This is a genomic window from Streptomyces sp. TLI_55, from assembly GCF_900206255.1.
GTDB lineage: Bacteria > Actinomycetota > Actinomycetes > Streptomycetales > Streptomycetaceae > Streptomyces > Streptomyces aquilus.
Window position 1 is genome coordinate 3,768,418 of sequence record NZ_OAOJ01000001.1, and the last position, 14,987, is coordinate 3,783,404.

13 protein-coding genes and 1 tRNA gene are annotated in these 14,987 nt (G+C 70.0%); 4 read left to right on the forward strand and 10 right to left on the reverse strand.

Annotated elements, in window-relative coordinates:
- Window positions 1-279 precede the first annotated feature (279 nt).
- A complete protein-coding gene (locus tag CRP56_RS17350) occupies window positions 280-1,062 on the forward strand; it encodes a hypothetical protein (protein WP_179851314.1) in 783 nt (260 codons plus the stop codon).
- Window positions 1,063-1,072: 10 nt separating this feature from the next.
- Here CRP56_RS17350 and CRP56_RS17355 read toward each other — a convergent pair whose 3' ends face one another.
- A complete protein-coding gene (locus tag CRP56_RS17355; RefSeq protein ID WP_179143432.1) occupies window positions 1,073-1,384 on the reverse strand; it encodes a hypothetical protein in 312 nt (103 codons plus the stop codon).
- A 104-nt stretch (window positions 1,385-1,488) separates the two neighbouring features.
- On the opposite strand from CRP56_RS17355, the gene CRP56_RS17360 reads away from it, so the two are divergent.
- Window positions 1,489-1,719, forward strand: coding sequence for a DUF4287 domain-containing protein (locus tag CRP56_RS17360; protein ID WP_059196158.1), 231 nt, complete (start codon window positions 1,489-1,491; stop codon window positions 1,717-1,719).
- Window positions 1,720-1,807: 88 nt separating this feature from the next.
- Here the strand turns inward: CRP56_RS17360 and CRP56_RS17365 are convergent, their stop codons facing one another.
- The 4 genes from CRP56_RS17365 to CRP56_RS17380 all read right to left on the reverse strand — a co-directional run bounded on the left by CRP56_RS17365 (window position 1,808) and on the right by CRP56_RS17380 (window position 5,865).
- Window positions 1,808-2,716 (reverse strand): Bax inhibitor-1/YccA family protein, encoded by a 909-nt coding sequence (locus tag CRP56_RS17365; protein WP_097265050.1) that lies wholly within the window; start codon window positions 2,714-2,716, stop codon window positions 1,808-1,810.
- Between the two features lie 184 nt (window positions 2,717-2,900).
- The gene (locus tag CRP56_RS17370; protein WP_097265052.1) at window positions 2,901-4,076 is read right to left on the reverse strand and encodes a 4-hydroxybenzoate 3-monooxygenase; all 1,176 of its coding nucleotides are present in this window, start codon (window positions 4,074-4,076) and stop codon (window positions 2,901-2,903) included.
- 79 nt (window positions 4,077-4,155) lie between these two features.
- Window positions 4,156-4,962: a hypothetical protein gene (locus tag CRP56_RS17375; protein WP_257040807.1), complete on the reverse strand. Its 807-nt coding sequence runs from the start codon at window positions 4,960-4,962 to the stop codon at window positions 4,156-4,158.
- 820 nt (window positions 4,963-5,782) lie between these two features.
- Window positions 5,783-5,865 (reverse strand) — tRNA-Leu (locus CRP56_RS17380).
- A 421-nt stretch (window positions 5,866-6,286) separates the two neighbouring features.
- Here CRP56_RS17380 and CRP56_RS17385 point away from each other — a divergent pair.
- Together CRP56_RS17385 and CRP56_RS17390 are read left to right on the forward strand one after the other, a co-directional pair.
- Window positions 6,287-7,057, forward strand: a complete 771-nt coding sequence (locus CRP56_RS17385; RefSeq protein WP_097265054.1) for an ABC transporter ATP-binding protein — start codon at window positions 6,287-6,289, stop codon at window positions 7,055-7,057.
- Entirely contained in the window at window positions 7,057-9,585 is a 2,529-nt protein-coding gene (locus CRP56_RS17390) for an ABC transporter permease (protein ID WP_097265056.1), read from the forward strand. Before CRP56_RS17385 ends, CRP56_RS17390 begins: the two co-directional genes overlap by 1 nt.
- A 63-nt stretch (window positions 9,586-9,648) precedes the next feature.
- Here the strand turns inward: CRP56_RS17390 and CRP56_RS17395 are convergent, their stop codons facing one another.
- The 5 genes from CRP56_RS17395 to CRP56_RS17415 form a co-directional block, all read right to left on the reverse strand.
- Entirely contained in the window at window positions 9,649-10,941 is a 1,293-nt protein-coding gene (locus tag CRP56_RS17395; protein ID WP_097274164.1) for an SAM-dependent methyltransferase, read from the reverse strand.
- Window positions 10,942-11,107: 166 nt separating this feature from the next.
- The gene (locus tag CRP56_RS17400) at window positions 11,108-12,499 is read right to left on the reverse strand and encodes an NAD(P)/FAD-dependent oxidoreductase (RefSeq protein WP_097265058.1); all 1,392 of its coding nucleotides are present in this window, start codon (window positions 12,497-12,499) and stop codon (window positions 11,108-11,110) included.
- Between the two features lie 455 nt (window positions 12,500-12,954).
- A complete protein-coding gene (locus tag CRP56_RS17405; RefSeq protein ID WP_097265060.1) occupies window positions 12,955-13,896 on the reverse strand; it encodes a Ppx/GppA phosphatase family protein in 942 nt (313 codons plus the stop codon).
- Complete coding sequence (locus CRP56_RS17410) at window positions 13,893-14,423, reverse strand: DUF501 domain-containing protein (RefSeq protein ID WP_097265062.1); 531 nt, start codon at window positions 14,421-14,423, stop codon at window positions 13,893-13,895. The genes CRP56_RS17405 and CRP56_RS17410 overlap by 4 nt, the downstream gene beginning before the upstream one ends.
- 26 nt (window positions 14,424-14,449) lie before the next feature.
- The gene (locus tag CRP56_RS17415; protein ID WP_097265064.1) at window positions 14,450-14,926 is read right to left on the reverse strand and encodes an FtsB family cell division protein; all 477 of its coding nucleotides are present in this window, start codon (window positions 14,924-14,926) and stop codon (window positions 14,450-14,452) included.
- Window positions 14,927-14,987: the final 61 nt, after the last annotated feature.

Here is a 14,987-nt window from a genome sequence, read left to right on the forward strand (position 1 = left end):
CCGAAAGTAGTCGTCCGCACACCCGCCGTGAGGTCATGGCCCGGAACCCTTGAACCACCGGGGTTCCGGGCCGTTTTGTGATCCAATCTCCGTCAGGATGTGACCTATCTCCCTCTGCGCAGGGATTTACGCAGGTCAGAACCGTTCTCACACTAAACTCCGGGCCCAAAGTCCTGTCCGTTTCGTGACGTTACGCACTGACAGCGGGATAGTCCGCCCTTCAAGCTGATGTAGGAAGTCGGGGGTCGACTTTGAACCGGGAGTACGTCAGTGAGCGCCATGCCGATCGCCTTGCTGGTCACCACGGCCGCCACGGGCGCCGTGGGCGTCGCCGTCCTGCGCACCCTCTTGCAGCTGCGCCGACAGGTGGCGGCCCTGCACACCCAGCTCGCCGAGACGAACACGGCGGCCGCCGCGCGCGGTCTCGTGCCCGCCGCCCGGCTAGCCGGTGAGGCCGACGAGATACGCGCCGCGGTGGCCGCGGCCCTCGCGGAGGAGCGGGAGCGGGAACTCGCCGAGGCGCGCGCCTTCTGGGCCGCGCAGGAGGCCCGGGACGCCGACGCCCCCACCCTCCTCGGGCTGACCGACAGCGAGCTGTTCCTGCCCCGGCAGAGCGACTTCGTGGGCCTGGAGCACCTGGAGCCGGTCGCCGAGCCGGCCGCGGACGCCGACGAGTTCGCCGCGGACTCGCCCGAACTGGCCGCGGCCCGCCGCCGGCACCCCTCCCACCCGGACTTCGTGCCGGTCCAGTCACCGGTCGTCAACGACCATGAGCGCACGGTGGCCACGCTGGAGGAACTCGCCGCGTCGCGGACGGAACTGGCCGACGTCCGCCCGGGCCCGCTGGGCACCCTCGACGTCTACGTCTTCGCCGACGGCACCACGCTGTGCATGACGCCGGGCCACAAGGAGACGGCGGAGCGCCTCTCCGCGGCCCTGACGGCCGGCGAGACGCCGATACTGCTGGGCGGTTCGGGAGTCTCGGGCGCGTACACGCTGACGTTCGCGTGCGGCGAGGAGAACGTCTACATCCTGGCGGACCGGGTCATAGCGAGCCTGTAGGTCACAGGGCTCAGACACCCGCCCGCTTCTGCGCCTCCTCCACCAGCCGTACGGCTTCGTCGATCTGGCCCTCGTCCGTGAGGACGAGGGCCAAGTCGTGCACGGCGACGGTGATTTGGTCCGCGGCGGCGAACATGCCCGCGTCGGGCATCTCCCGGGGCTCACCGGAGGGGTCCTCCAGAAGCTGCGCCCGGCGTGCCAACTCCCTGGCCAGACCCAGTGCCTCGGCCGCGGCGCCCCGTTGCAGCCGGCTCTGCGGAGCGGCCCGCAAACGGTCGGCGAAGTGATCCACAGCCTGCGTCAGACGCGTCGTATCAGCCACGGCGCAACCGTACGCGGCGCACCGGGACTGTTGCCAACACGCGAACGCTCAGGCACGGTGACCTGAAGGACCGGCTTACATCCCCTTTGCGTCCGGAGGCGCCGATGTCCCACGTCCTCTCCGAGGAGACCCACCGCAACATGCTCGCCCGCATCCCCCACTGCACCGGTCGTGAAGTCTCCGACTGGATCCGCACCGTCGAAGAAGGCCCGGCCCTCTTCCGCTTCGAGGAAAAGGTCAGCTGGCTCCGCCACGAACACAACCTCGCGTACGGCCACGCGAAGGCGATCATCCACGAGTACGACCTGAGGAGGGCCGCGCGCAAGTTCCTGTAGCGGCGCGCACGACGACATGGCGAAGGGCCCCCGGGACGGATGCCCAGGGGCCCTTCGTTCAGACCGTACGACCGTTGACCGTCGGTGATCAGTCGCTGTTGAGGATCGAGATGAGCCTCAGGAACTCCATGTAGATCCAGACCAGGGTGAGCGTCAGACCGAACGCCGCCAGCCAGGCCTCCTCCTTCGGCGCGCCGTAGGCGATGCCGTCCTCGACCTGCTTGAAGTCGAGGGCCAGGAAGCAGGCGCCGAGCAGGACGCCGATGATGCCGAACAGGATGCCGAGGCCGCCGCTGCGGAAGCCGAGGCCGTCACCGCCGCCGAAGACGGCGAACAGCAGGTTCACGGCCATCAGCAGGACGAAGCCGAGCGCGGCCGCCATGACGAAGCCGTAGAAGCGCCGGTTGACGCGGATCCAGCCCGCCTTGTACGCCACCAGGACGGCGGCGAACACGGCAAGCGTGCCGATCACGGCCTGCATGGCCGCACCGCTCGCGATGCGGTTGTCGACGACGTTGGAGACGACGCCGAGGAAGACGCCCTCGAACGCGGCGTACGACACGATCAGCGCGGGCGAGGCCTTGCGCTTGAAGGACTGGACGAGCGCCAGAACCATGCCGATCAGACCGGCGCCGATGGCGATGCCGTAGGACCGGTTGATGTTCGCGTCGTCGACCGGCAGCGCCGCCCAGGCGACCGCGGCCGTGACGATGAGAATGCCGAGGGTCGTACCGGTGCGCATGACGACGTCGTCCATCGTCATCCGGCCGGTGGTGACCGGGGCCTGCGGCGGCGCGCCGTACTGCAGGTCCTGCTGGGCGTAAGGGTTCTGCGCGTAGGGGTTCTGCGCGTACGGGTCGCCGGCCTGCGGCTGGGCGTACGGATTGCCCTGCGTGCCCACGGCTGCGCCCCCGGCCTGCGGCTGGGCGTTGAAGCCCGCGTAGCCGTTGTCGCGGCTGAACCCCCGTCGCGAGAAGACCGGGTTGCTGCTCCTCATTTCACTCCTCCATGGCCACTACGTGTGGGCCTTGGCGTCAAGAGTAATAGGTAGGCAAAGGAATGACCCTAGTGCTTGGGGAGGATCTTTCCCTCGTCGTGCTGCGCAACACGCTACGCGGCCCGTCGATTCCCAGCCACGAAGGGGGCAGGTTCATGACCGTTTCGGTACATCGGCCGGCAGGTCAGCCGAAGGGGAACCCGGTGTACCCCTCGGCGAGGTCGGTCTCGGCGGCCGCGGACGTGGCGATCCGTTCCAGCCGCGCGACCTGGAGCCGGTCCTCGAAGGGAGCGGCGTCGGGCGCCCGGTGCAGCAGGGTCGTCATGTCGTACGAGAACCGCTCGGCCTGCCACACCCGCCGCAGACAGGTCTCGGAGTAGGCGTCGAGCAGCTCGGCCGACCCCGTGTCCCGCTGGTGGGTGAGCGCCCGCGCGAAGGTGACGACGTCACCGACGGCGAGGTTCAGCCCCTTCGCCCCGGTCGGCGGCACGATGTGGGCGGCATCCCCGGCGAGGAAGAGCCGTCCGTGCCGCATGGGCTCGTGGACGTAGGACCGCATGGGCGTGACGGACTTCTGGGTGATGGGACCGCGTTCGAGGGCCCACCCGTCCTCGGTCTCGAAGCGCCGCTCCAGCTCGTCCCATATGTCGTCGTCACTCCAGCTCTCGGCGTCAGTGCCCTCGGGGACCTGCAGATAGAGCCGGGAGACGGACGTCGAACGCATGGACAGCAGGGCGAAACCACGATCATGCCGGGCATAGACCAGCTCGTCGTGCGAGGGCGGGACGTCGGCGAGGATGCCGAGCCAGCCGAAGGGGTACGTCCGCTCGAAGACGCGGACGAGTTCCTCGGGGACGGCCTTGCGGGCGACGCCCCAGAACCCGTCGCACCCGACGACGTACTCGCATTCGAGGACGTCCTCACGCCCCTCGTGCCGGAAGCGAACGGTGGGGCTGTCACTGTCGGCGCCCTCGACGGCCAGCGCCTCCGCCTCGAACAGCAGCGGGCCGCCCTCCTTCAGCTGGAGGGCGATGAGGTCCTTGCAGACCTCGGTCTGCGCGTACACCATCACGGACCGGCCGCCGGTGAGGGCGGGGAAGTCGACGCGGTGCCGCTTCCTGTCGTACCTGAGCTCGATCCCGTCGTGCCGCAGCCCCTCGCGGTCCATGCGCTCGCCGGCCCCGGCCGCGCGCAGCACGTCGACGGTGCCCTGCTCCAGGATTCCGGCGCGCTGGCGGTGCTCGACGTAGGCGCGGTCGCGGGCCTCCAGGACGACCGAGTCGATGCCCGCGTTGTGGAGCAGCCGGGCGAGGAGGAGGCCGGCGGGGCCGGCTCCGATGATGCCGACGGTGGTGCGCATCGACGAACCTCTCTGTTCGTACAGTGAAATTTACTTCACTGTTGTCCGCTGCTGAGTCTGCGACGGCCGGGGGCCGCTGTCAACGGTCGGTGCGCGGCAGGACGCCGGGGCGCAGCTCGATGCGGACGGTGTCGTCGTCCTCGATGACGTAGGTGGGGTCGGTGGCGTGGTCCCAGCCGAGGCGGAGGAGGTAGTAGCGGTGGTCGCGTTCGAGGAGGAGGCGGAGGTTGGTGTACCGGTAGCGGTAGTGGACGCCCTTGCCGAGGTCCTCGTAGTGGGGGCCGGGCGGGGCGAAGTCGAGGCGCTCGGTGCTCATGATGACGACGGCGACGCGGCGTACGAGTTGACTGGCGTCGCGCTGCGCGTCCTGCCGTCCGAGCTGACCGGCGACGAGAGCTGCGACCCAGATGAGGAAGAGGCCGGCGACCAGGAGGGACCCTGCGCGTTCCCAGGGGGCGCGGGTGCGGGGCCGCTCCGCGGGTTGGGCGACCAGGGTCAGCCCGAGGAGGAGCCCGCCCGCGACGAGAAGGGGTGCCAGCCAGCGAACGGGCTGGATCCAGCGCCACAGCACCATGAGGGTGACGCCGACGACGACGAAGGCGAGATATGACCGTGCGACGGCTCGCCCGAAGTCCCGGATACGCCGGACATGATGCTCGGGGATGTGGAGGACCGTCAGCAGCCGCGGCAGCGCGGGGATCAGCAGGAGCAGGGCCATGAGTTCCAGCACCGGGAGCGTGGCCAGACGCAGGCTGCGCATGACCAGTTCGAAGGTGCTGAAGCCGACGGCGAAGGGGTTGAGGCGGAAGTAGCCGAAGTAGGCGTTCGTGTAGATGTAGCCCGCGTACAGCATCAGGGCACCGGCGAAGGAAGCCAGTCCGGCCACGGAGTTGGCGAGTTCGAGAGGGCTGCGGGTGGCGGGCGGCGGGGCCGTGGTCCCTGGGGGCCTCAGACGTGTGGGGCGGATGCGTGGCGGCGCGGGCCGAGGGCGTCGCGGCCGGGGTGGCGTGGGAGAACCTGCGGGGCCCTGGGGAGCGGATGCCATGCTGTCAGCTCTGTTCCGGGGAGACGCCCGAGTCGTCGGTGCCATCGACGGGCGACGGGGTCTCGCCCGTCCCCTCACTCCCGCCCCCGGTCGTCAGGTCGCCCGGGTCGGGACAGGGCGTCTCGCTCTCGGCTGAGGCCGGCGAAGGACAGCCGGGCGACGGGGGCGCACTGCCTGTCGGGCCTCCGTCGAGACCGGCGCCCGGCCCCCCGACACCTCCGGGGTCCGTAGGCGGCGGATCGACTCCCGGAACCCCCGGGTCGCCGTCGGTTCCGGGCCCTCCGTCGGCCCCACCGCTTCCGTCGGTTCCGCCGCTTCCGTTGGTTCCGGCGCCTCCGCCGGTCCCACCACCCGCTGCGGTGCCACCACCGGCGGCGCCCCCGTCACCCGCGGTCGTGACCGGTCCTGTCGCTCCCGGTGCCGATTCTCCGCCACCCGAGCCGTCCCCACCGCCCCCGGTTCCCGCGCCACACCCGGTCATGGCCCCGAGCCCCAAAATCACCGCCAGACAGACCCCGGCGACACCTCTGCCCACCAAAGGAACCCGCATGGTCCCCTCCCCCGACGGGACGCCTTCGCGCACAGCCGCGCTGTCGCGATGTACTGAAAGAAGGATCCCACCGGAAGCGGTGTCTGCCTACGGGAACGAAAAAGTCGGAGGTGCCCGGAACCGGACTTGAACCGGTACGCCCGCGAGGGGCAGCGAGGTTTAAGCTCGCCGTGTCTGCATTCCACCATCCGGGCAGGCCATGGGCTCCGCATCGAGGTCCCGAGCCTATCGGGGCGCGTCCCCCGAACAGCGGACGGGCGGACCGATGTTGTCTTATTTTATTGACGTCTGAGGGTGCATCAGCCCGTGGAACGAGCCATCCGCACTTGCCAATAGCCTTACGTGCGAGCCTCGGCCACGCATGCGGAATGACGGAATTTCACCGCCTCAACCAGGGGGCTCCCCCTGTTCTCGACTCGGCCGTCGCTCAGGGACGTCCGTCATCCCCAGGTATGACACGGCCGCCTCCGGTCAGTCTCGAGTCGCCCTCCGGAACCGGAACAGCGGGTGACTACACGGCCGCGAGGCGACGCGACGATGGTTCACGGCCCGAAACGGCCGCAGGAACACAAGAACGCAGGACCGCCGTCGTCGTCCGTCAAGGAGCACCCACCCGTGACCACCACTCCCATCGCCGACCGGACCACCTCCGTGGCCGCGCGCGCCACGGATCTGTCGAAGATCTACGGACAGGGCGAGACCCAGGTGGTCGCGCTCGACCGGGTCTCCGTCGAGTTCCGGCAGGCCGAGTTCACCGCGATCATGGGCCCGTCCGGGTCCGGCAAGTCCACCCTGATGCACTGCGTGGCCGGGCTCGACACGTTCTCCTCCGGCTCCGTGCGCATCGGCGACACCGAGCTGGGCGCGCTGAAGGACAAGCAGCTCACCAAGTTGCGCCGGGACAAGATCGGCTTCATCTTCCAGGCCTTCAACCTGCTGCCGACGCTGACCGCGCTGGAGAACATCACGCTGCCGATGGACATCGCGGGCCGGAAGCCCGACAAGCAGTGGCTGGAGAACGTCATTCAGATGGTCGGGCTCAAGGACCGGCTCTCGCACCGGCCCTCCCAGCTCTCCGGCGGCCAGCAGCAGCGCGTCGCCGTCGCCCGCGCCCTGGCGTCCCGCCCCGACATCATCTTCGGCGACGAACCGACCGGAAACCTCGACTCCCGCTCCGGCGCCGAGGTACTGGGCTTTCTCCGCAACTCCGTACGGGAGTTGGGGCAGACCGTGGTGATGGTGACGCATGACCCGGTCGCCGCCGCGTACGCGGACCGTGTCGTCTTCCTCGCCGACGGGCGGATCGTCGACGAGATGTACCGGCCCACTGCTGACACGGTCCTCGACTTCATGAAGCAGTTCGACGCGAAGGGCCGTACCTCCTGATGTTCCGCACCGCCCTGCGCAACGTCCTCGCGCACAAGGCCCGGCTCCTCATGACCGTCCTCGCCGTGATGCTCGGCGTGGCCTTCGTGTCGGGGACGCTGGTCTTCACCAACACCATCTCGGACGCGTACCAGAACAGCTCCGCCAAGGGCTTCGACCAGGTCGACGTGGCGGTCCGGCCCGACTACCAGGAGAGCAGGGGCAACAAGGTCGGCAAGGCCCCCGAACTCACCCAGGCGCTCCTCGACAAGAGCGCGAAGACCCCGGGCGCCGCCTCCGCGATCGGCGTCGTCAGCGGCTTCACCGCCCTCGCCGACAAGGACGGCAAGCTCGTCGGCGGCGGCTTCCAGACGCAGGGCGGGAACTACTGGGGCGCCAAGGACCCCCGGTACCCGCTCGTCGAGGGCGACGCTCCGCGCGGCGCCGGCCAGGTCGCCATCGACTCGGAGACGGCGAAGCGCGCCGGGTACGAGGTCGGCGACAAGATTCGTATGTCGATCGACGGGCCGGTCCTCACTCCCACCGTCTCCGGCATCTTCACCACCGACGACGGCAATGTCGCGGCCGGCGGCAGCCTCGCCCTGTTCGACACGGCGACCGCGCAGCAGCTGTTCGGCAAGACGGGCACGTACGACGAGATCGACGTGAAGGCCGCCCCGGGCACCTCCCAGACGGCGCTGCGGGCCGCGCTCGACAAGTCCCTGCCGGCGAAGCTCGTCGAGACGACGACCGGCAAGGAACTCGCCGACGACCAGGCCGAGATGATCTCCTCCCAGATGGGCAGCTTCCGGCAGATGCTGCTGGTCTTCGCGGGCATCGCGCTGTTCGTCGGCACCTTCATCATCGCCAACACCTTCACCATGCTGGTCGCCCAGCGCACCAAGGAGCTGGCGCTGCTGCGGGCCGTGGGCGCCTCCCGGCGTCAGGTCACCCGCTCGGTACTCATCGAGGCGTTCGTCGTCGGCACGGTCGCCGGGGTGACCGGCCTGGTCGCGGGCATCGGCATCGGCGCCGGGATGCGGTCGCTGATGGGCGCGCTCGACGCGACCGTCCCGGACGGGCCGCTGGTCGTCTCCGGCGGCACGGTCGCCACCGCCCTCGCGGTCGGCATCCTCATCACCATGCTGGCGGCGTGGCTGCCGGGCCGCCGGGCCGCGAAGATCCCGCCGGTCGCGGCGATGAGCAGCGTGCACGCGCAGGCCACCACGAAGTCGCTGGTGCTGCGCAACACCCTCGGCGCGCTGTTCGCGGGCGCCGGTGTCGCGGTCGTCCTCGCGGCCACGACCATGGACAGCTCCGACGGCCAGGCCCCCATGGGCATCGGCGCGGTCCTGCTCATCCTGGGTGTGTTCATCCTGACCCCGCTGCTGTCCCGCCCGCTGATCGCGGCCGCCGCCCCGGTGCTGCGCGTCTTCGGTACGGCGGGCAAGCTCGCCCGGCAGAACTCGGTCCGCAATCCCCGTCGTACGGCCGCCACCGCGTCCGCGCTGATGATCGGGCTGACCCTGATCACCGGTATGACGGTGATGGCGGGCAGCCTGCAGAAGTCCATCGACAAGATGGCGTCGGCGGCGATCCGCGCGGACTACGTCGTGTCGATGGCGAACGGCAACGGGCTGTCCCCGGACGTCGACCGGAAGTTGAACGCCACCGACGGTGTCACGACCACCAGCCCGCTGCGCGACGCCCCCTCGCGCATCGACGGCGAGACCGAGTACCTGACCGGCGTGAACGGCTCGGCGATCGGCAAGCTGACCGACCTGAAGGTCGACAGCGGCTCCTTCAAGGTGGCCGGCGGCCAGGTGGTCGTCGACAGCGACATCGCCAAGTCCCGTGACTGGACGGCTGGTTCGACGTTCACCGCGCACTACGAGGACGGCAAGGCACAGCGGCTCACGGTCTCCGCCATCTACGAGGGCAACGAGCTGATCCGGGGCATCATGGTCGACAACAGGACCCTCACCCCGCATCTGACCGACCCGGCCGACAGGCGGATCCTGGTGAAGACGGCCGACGGTGCCTCCGACGCCACGAAGGACCGGCTGGAGAAGGCCCTCGGCACCAACCCGGCCGTCAAGGTGCAGAGCAAGCAGGACCTGTCCGACGACATCGCGCAGATGTTCACGCTGATCCTGAACATGGTCTACGGCCTGCTCGCCATGGCGGTGCTCGTCGCGGTCCTCGGGGTCATCAACACCCTGGCCATGTCGGTCTTCGAACGCTCGCAGGAGATCGGCATGCTCCGCGCGATCGGCCTGGACCGCAAGGGCGTCAAGCGGATGGTGCGCCTGGAGTCCCTGGTGATCTCCCTGTTCGGCGGGGTCCTCGGCATCGGCCTGGGCGTGTTCTTCGGCTGGGCGGCCGGGGAGCTGCTGGGCACGAAGATGGCGACGTACGAACTCGTCCTGCCCTGGGGGCGGATGGCGCTCTTCCTGCTGGGCGCGGCGGTCGTCGGTGTGCTGGCGGCCCTGTGGCCGGCCCGGCGCGCGGCGAGGCTGAACATGCTGTCGGCCATCAAGGCCGAGTAGCGAGCGGCGTCCGCAGGGCAGTTGGGGCCCGTCACCGGCAAGTGGCGGGCCCCTTCCGTGTGTTCAGTTCCAGGTGCGGGCCCGCAGCGGCATGCCGGAGTCACCGGAGTCGGCGGTGCGGACGGCCAGGACCTGGTTGACGCCGATGCTGTTGCGTTCGAAGGCGAGCGCGCTGGCGGCCATGTAGAGCCGCCAGACCCGGGCCCGGCCGGGTCCGGCGAGCCGGACGGCGCGGGCCCAGTCGGTCTCCAGGCGGGCCACCCAGCGGCGCAGGGTGAGGCCGTAGTGCTCGCGGATCGACTCGACGTCCCGCACCTCGAACCCGGCGCGTTCCAGCTGGGTGACGGTGGTGCCGAGCGGGGCGAGTTCGCCGTCGGGGAAGACGTAGGCGTCGATGAACTCGTCGACGTGGTACGCCGATTCGTCGCGCTGGGGGCGGCGGGCGATCTGGTGGTTGAGGAGCCGCCCGCCGGGGCTGAGGAGGGCGTAGAGGTCCTCGGCGTACTCCAAGTAGCGTTCGGCGCCGACGTGTTCGGCCATGCCGATGGAGGAGATCGCGTCGTAGGGGCCGTCGCCGACGTCCCGGTAGTCCTGGACGCGGATCTCGATCCGGTCGGTCAGGCCCTCGTCGGCGACGCGCTTGCGGGCGTAGGCGGCCTGCTCCTGGGAGAGGGTGATGCCGACGACCCGCACGCCGTGCTCGCGGGCGGCGTGGATCGCCATCGAGCCCCAGCCGCAGCCGACGTCGAGGAGCCGCTGACCGGGGGTCAGGGCGAGCTTGCGGCAGACGAGTTCGAGTTTGTCGCGCTGGGCGCTCTCGAGCCTGCTGCCGGGGGTCTCCCAGTAGGCGCACGAGTAGACCATCGACGGGCCGAGGACGATCTCGTAGAAGTCGTTGCCGACGTCGTAGTGGTGGCTGACGGCGCGTCTGTCGGTGCGCTTGGTGTGGAGGTGGCCGCGGTGCCTGCGGACCTCCTCGGGCGGCGGGGCGGGCGGCAGCGGCAGCCCGGAGAGCCGGACGAGGCCGCGCAGGGCGGCGCGCACCTCGGGGTCCCGGAGCAGCGCGGCACGGCTCCTGGTGCCCTCGCCGCGCTCCCAGACGAGGCCGGAGATCAGGTCGAGGGCGGTGTAGAGGTCGCCTTCGATGTCGAGGTCCCCCGCGACCCAGGCGCGGGCGAGACCGAGTTCGCCGGGCTGGTACAGCAGCCGGCGTACCGCCCGGCGGTTGCGCAGCACCAGCGCCGGGGCGCCCGGCGGTCCCGCCTGCGAGCCGTCCCACGCCCGCACGCGGACCGGGAGCGGGGCTCCCAGCAGGAGTTCGAAGAGGTTCTTCAGCCGCGACGCGGCGTCGGCCATGGCGCACACCTCCGTGACGATGATCCCGGAATTGTCCACCTACGTAAACAGTGACAAGGGGTCACGCCATCCCGGGACACGCCGAAGGGCCTCCCGCACCACGGATGGCGGGAGGCCCTTCGGTTCGTACGTCGTACGTCGTACTTCGTGCGGCGACCGGAGTCGGTCAGGAGGCCTTGGCCTTCTCCTGAGTCTTCTCCGGCTGGGCGACGGCGGGCGCCGGCGCGGGCTTGGCGGCCTCGTAGAACTCCTCGCGCGGAGTCTCCAGGGCGCCGAGGGCGACGACCTCACGCTTGAGGAACATCGCGAGCGTCCAGTCGGCGAAGACGCGGATCTTGCGGTTCCACGTCGGCATCGCCAGACCGTGGTAGCCACGGTGCATGTACCAGGCGAGACGGCCCTTGAGCTTGATCTTCATCTTGCCCATGACGATCATCGCCACGCCCTTGTGGAGGCCGAGACCGGCCACCGCGCCCTTGTTGGAGTGCGCGTACTCCTTCTGCGGGAAGCCCCGCATGCCGGAGACCACGTTGTCGCCGAGGACCTTGGCCTGACGCAGCGCGTGCTGGGCGTTCGGCGGGCACCAGGCGTTCTCCACCCCGGCCTTGCGGGCGGCGACGTCCGGGACCTGGGCGTTGTCGCCGGCGGCCCAGATGTAGTCGGTGCCCTGCACCTGGAGGGTGGGCTGGGTGTCGACGTGACCGCGCGGACCCAGCGGGAGGCCGTAGCGGGACAGGACCGGGTTCGGCTTGACGCCGGCGGTCCAGACGATCGTGTTGGAGTCGACCTCGAGGCCGTTCTTCAGCACGACGTGGCCGTCGACGCAGGAGTCCATCGAGGTGGAGAGGTAGATCTCCACACCGCGGCTCTCCAGGTGCTCCTTGCCGTAGGTGCCCAGCTTCGGGCCGACCTCGGGAAGGATCTTGTCGGCGGCGTCGACGAGGATGAACCGCATGTCCTCGCGGGAGACCGTCTTGTAGTACTTGGCCGCGTCGCGGGCCATGTCCTCGACCTCACCGATGGTCTCCGCGCCGGCGAAGCCACCGCCGACGAAGACGAAGGTGAGCGCCTTGCGGCGGATCTCCTCGTCGGTGGTGGAGTCGGCCTTGTCCAGCTGCTCCAGGACGTGGTTGCGCAGGCCGATGGCCTCCTCGACGCCCTTCATGCCGATGCCCTGCTCGGCGAGGCCGGGGATCGGGAAGGTGCGGGAGACCGCGCCGAGCGCGATCACCAGGTAGTCGAAAGGCAGCTCGTACGCCTCGCCCACGAGGGGGGCGATCGTGGCGACCTTGCGGTCCTGGTCGATGGTGGTGACCCGGCCGGTGAGAACCTCCGCCTTGGGCAGCACGCGTCGCAGCGGGACGACGACGTGGCGCGGGGAGATGCTGCCGGCGGCGGTTTCGGGGAGGAAGGGCTGGTAGGTCATGTACGACCGGGGGTCGACGACCGTGACGGTCGCCTCTCCGTAGCGCATCTTCTTGAGGATGCGCCGAGCTGCGTACAGGCCTACGTACCCACCGCCTACTACGAGGATCCTGGGACGCTCCGTGGTGCTCATGCCATCGAGTATCCACCCGCCCCAGGGGGGTCGCTCGTGCGCCCCTTCACAAGCTCCGACAGGGGGTGTGTTATCCTCCGCGACTCACGTGATCGAGGTCATGTTGCGGATCCGGAACCGGCATGCACCGCGGACCGTTGTCAATGCCGCGTGAGCTGCCTCTCTTGGCCTCCGCGACCCCTGTGAGCGGTCCGCGACGACCCCTCGCGCACCCTCGACAGAGGACCCCCGCGGACCCCCTGTATCACACTTCTGAACACGTTCAATGGCCTTTCGGGGCCCCGGAAGGGTCAGTCGGCCGCTTTTCATGGTTCCGCAGGGCGGAATTCCTTGTGAAGAACTTCACGAAGTTTCTCGGAGGCGCGCCCCCGAGGGCCGTTTCCAGGCCCCCCGGAGGCGCTCATACGTTATCCGACCTGCTCAGCAGATGGCTACCGATCGGTAACAAAGGAGGGCTACGCCACCGAGAACGCGATGCCGTCGAGGATGTCGTGCTCGCTCACGACGACCTCCTCGGCATCGATCCGCTCCATGATCGACAGCAGTACGAGAGCGCCGGCGGCGATGACGTCCACGCGCCCGGGGTGCATGGAGGGCACGGTCGCGCGCTCGGCGTGCGTGGAGTGCAGCAGCCACTCGGTGATCTCCCGGACCTTCGCGCGGGAGACGCGGGAGTGGTGGATGCGCTCCGAGTCGTACTCGGGCAGCTCCTGAGCGATCGCCGACACGGTCGTGACGGACCCGGCGAGCCCCACCAGCGTGCGCGCCTCGCGCAGCGGCACGGTCTCCTCCGCGAGGTCCAGGGCGGCCTCGATGTCCGCCCGCATGGCGGCGATCTGCTCCTGCGAGGGCGGGTCGGAGACGACACCGTCGCGGACGAGATGCCGCTCGGTCATCCGCACACAGCCGACGTCCACGGACCGCGCGGCCCGCACGTGCTCCGCACCGACCACGAACTCGGTGGAACCGCCGCCGATGTCCACGACGAGATAGGGCGTGGCGAGGTCGGCACGGCCCTTGAGCTCCCCGGTGGCGCCGGTGAAGGAGAACTCCGCCTCCTGGTCGCCGCTGATCACCTCGGGCTCCACGCCGAGGATGTCCAGCACCCCGCGCACGAAGTCGTCCCGGTTCTCGGCGTCCCGCGAGGCGGACGTGGCGACGAACCGCAGCCGCTCCGCGCCGAGCTCCTTGATGACGGCCGCGTACTCGCGGCACGCCGCGAACGTCCGCTCCAGCGCCTCGGGAGCCAGCCGCCCGGTGCGGTCGACGCCCTGCCCGAGCCGCACGATCGTCATCCGGCGGTCCAGGTCGACGAGTTCACCGGTGGCCGGGTCGCAGTCGGCGACGAGGAGACGGATGGAGTTGGTACCGCAGTCGATGGCGGCGACACGGGTCACTGCTCGTCCTCCTTCGGCAGGGTCACGCACGCGCCCTTGCGCCACCACTCCGGCAGCATCGCGATCGCCTCGTCGCCCAGCGGGTTCACACCCGGCCCGGCGGCCAGGGAGTGGCCGACCAGCACGTGCAGGCACTTCACCCGGTCCGGCATGCCGCCCGCGCTCGGGAAGCCCTTGAGCTCCTCGATCTCGTCACGTCGCCGGATGTAGTCCTCGTGGGCGGCCCGGTACGCGGCGGCCAGCTCCGGGTCGGTCCGCAGGCGCTCGGTCATCTCCTTCATCACGCCGTTCGCCTCCAGCGTGCCGATCGCGGAGTTCGCCTTCGGGCACGTCAGGTAGTACAGCGTCGGGAAAGGCGTGCCGTCGGGAAGCCGGGGGGCCGTCTCCACCACGTCCGGCTGCCCGCAGGGGCACCGGTGCGCGATGGCGCGCAGCCCGCGCGGCGGACGCCCGAGCTGCTGCTTGAAGGCCTCGACGTCGGCGTCGGTCGGCTCGGTGCGCGGGGTGGTGGGCGGGGGCGTTTGCATGCCTGTAACTGATTTCCTCTGTCGGTCTACTGGTCGGAGGCGTCGGACTTGTCGACCCCGTCCCAGACGTTCGAGTACCAGGGGCGGTCCGCCGCCCCCAGGTCGGCGCGCGACTGCTGGGCCGCGCCCGGGTCGACGACGACGAACCCCGTCTCCCCCGGCATCACATAGTGCAGCCGCTGCCGGATCTGCTGCTCGGCGTACGCGTCGTCCTGCCACCGCGCCTTGAGGTCGCGCAGCTGCTCGACGCGCTGCCGTGCCTGGTCCTGCTCCCGCTGGAGATCGGCGATGTCGGCGCGCTGGGAGACGTACTGCCTTATCGGGTACGCGAGCGCGACGATCAGCGAGCACAGCACCAGCGCGAGCAGCGCCGCGCGGCCGGTGAGCCGCGAGCGGCGGGCCTGCCGCTTGGTCTGGGAGCGGTAGACCCGGGCCGCGGTCTGCTCGCCGAGCAGCCGGATCCGGGTCGCGGTGGAGAAACGGTCCCGGTCCTTGACGGCCATCTCTCACTCCCGTTCACACGCGCGTACGTCCCCGCACACGGTACGGGACCGAGTACGGGGA

Bases quoted from the DNA above. Each gene is read 5' to 3' on its own strand.
- CRP56_RS17350 (WP_179851314.1), top strand. From the start codon at position 280: ATGCCGATCGCCTTGCTGGTCACCACGGCCGCCACGGGCGCCGTGGGC.
- CRP56_RS17360 (WP_059196158.1), top strand. From the start codon at position 1,489: ATGTCCCACGTCCTCTCCGAGGAGACCCACCGCAACATGCTCGCCCGC.
- CRP56_RS17365 (WP_097265050.1), bottom strand. From the start codon at position 2,716: ATGAGGAGCAGCAACCCGGTCTTCTCGCGACGGGGGTTCAGCCGCGAC.
- CRP56_RS17370 (WP_097265052.1), bottom strand. From the start codon at position 4,076: ATGCGCACCACCGTCGGCATCATCGGAGCCGGCCCCGCCGGCCTCCTC.
- CRP56_RS17390 (WP_097265056.1), top strand. From the start codon at position 7,057: ATGTTCCGCACCGCCCTGCGCAACGTCCTCGCGCACAAGGCCCGGCTC.
- CRP56_RS17395 (WP_097274164.1), bottom strand. From the start codon at position 10,941: ATGGCCGACGCCGCGTCGCGGCTGAAGAACCTCTTCGAACTCCTGCTG.
- CRP56_RS17400 (WP_097265058.1), bottom strand. From the start codon at position 12,499: ATGAGCACCACGGAGCGTCCCAGGATCCTCGTAGTAGGCGGTGGGTAC.
- CRP56_RS17410 (WP_097265062.1), bottom strand. From the start codon at position 14,423: ATGCAAACGCCCCCGCCCACCACCCCGCGCACCGAGCCGACCGACGCC.
- CRP56_RS17415 (WP_097265064.1), bottom strand. From the start codon at position 14,926: ATGGCCGTCAAGGACCGGGACCGTTTCTCCACCGCGACCCGGATCCGG.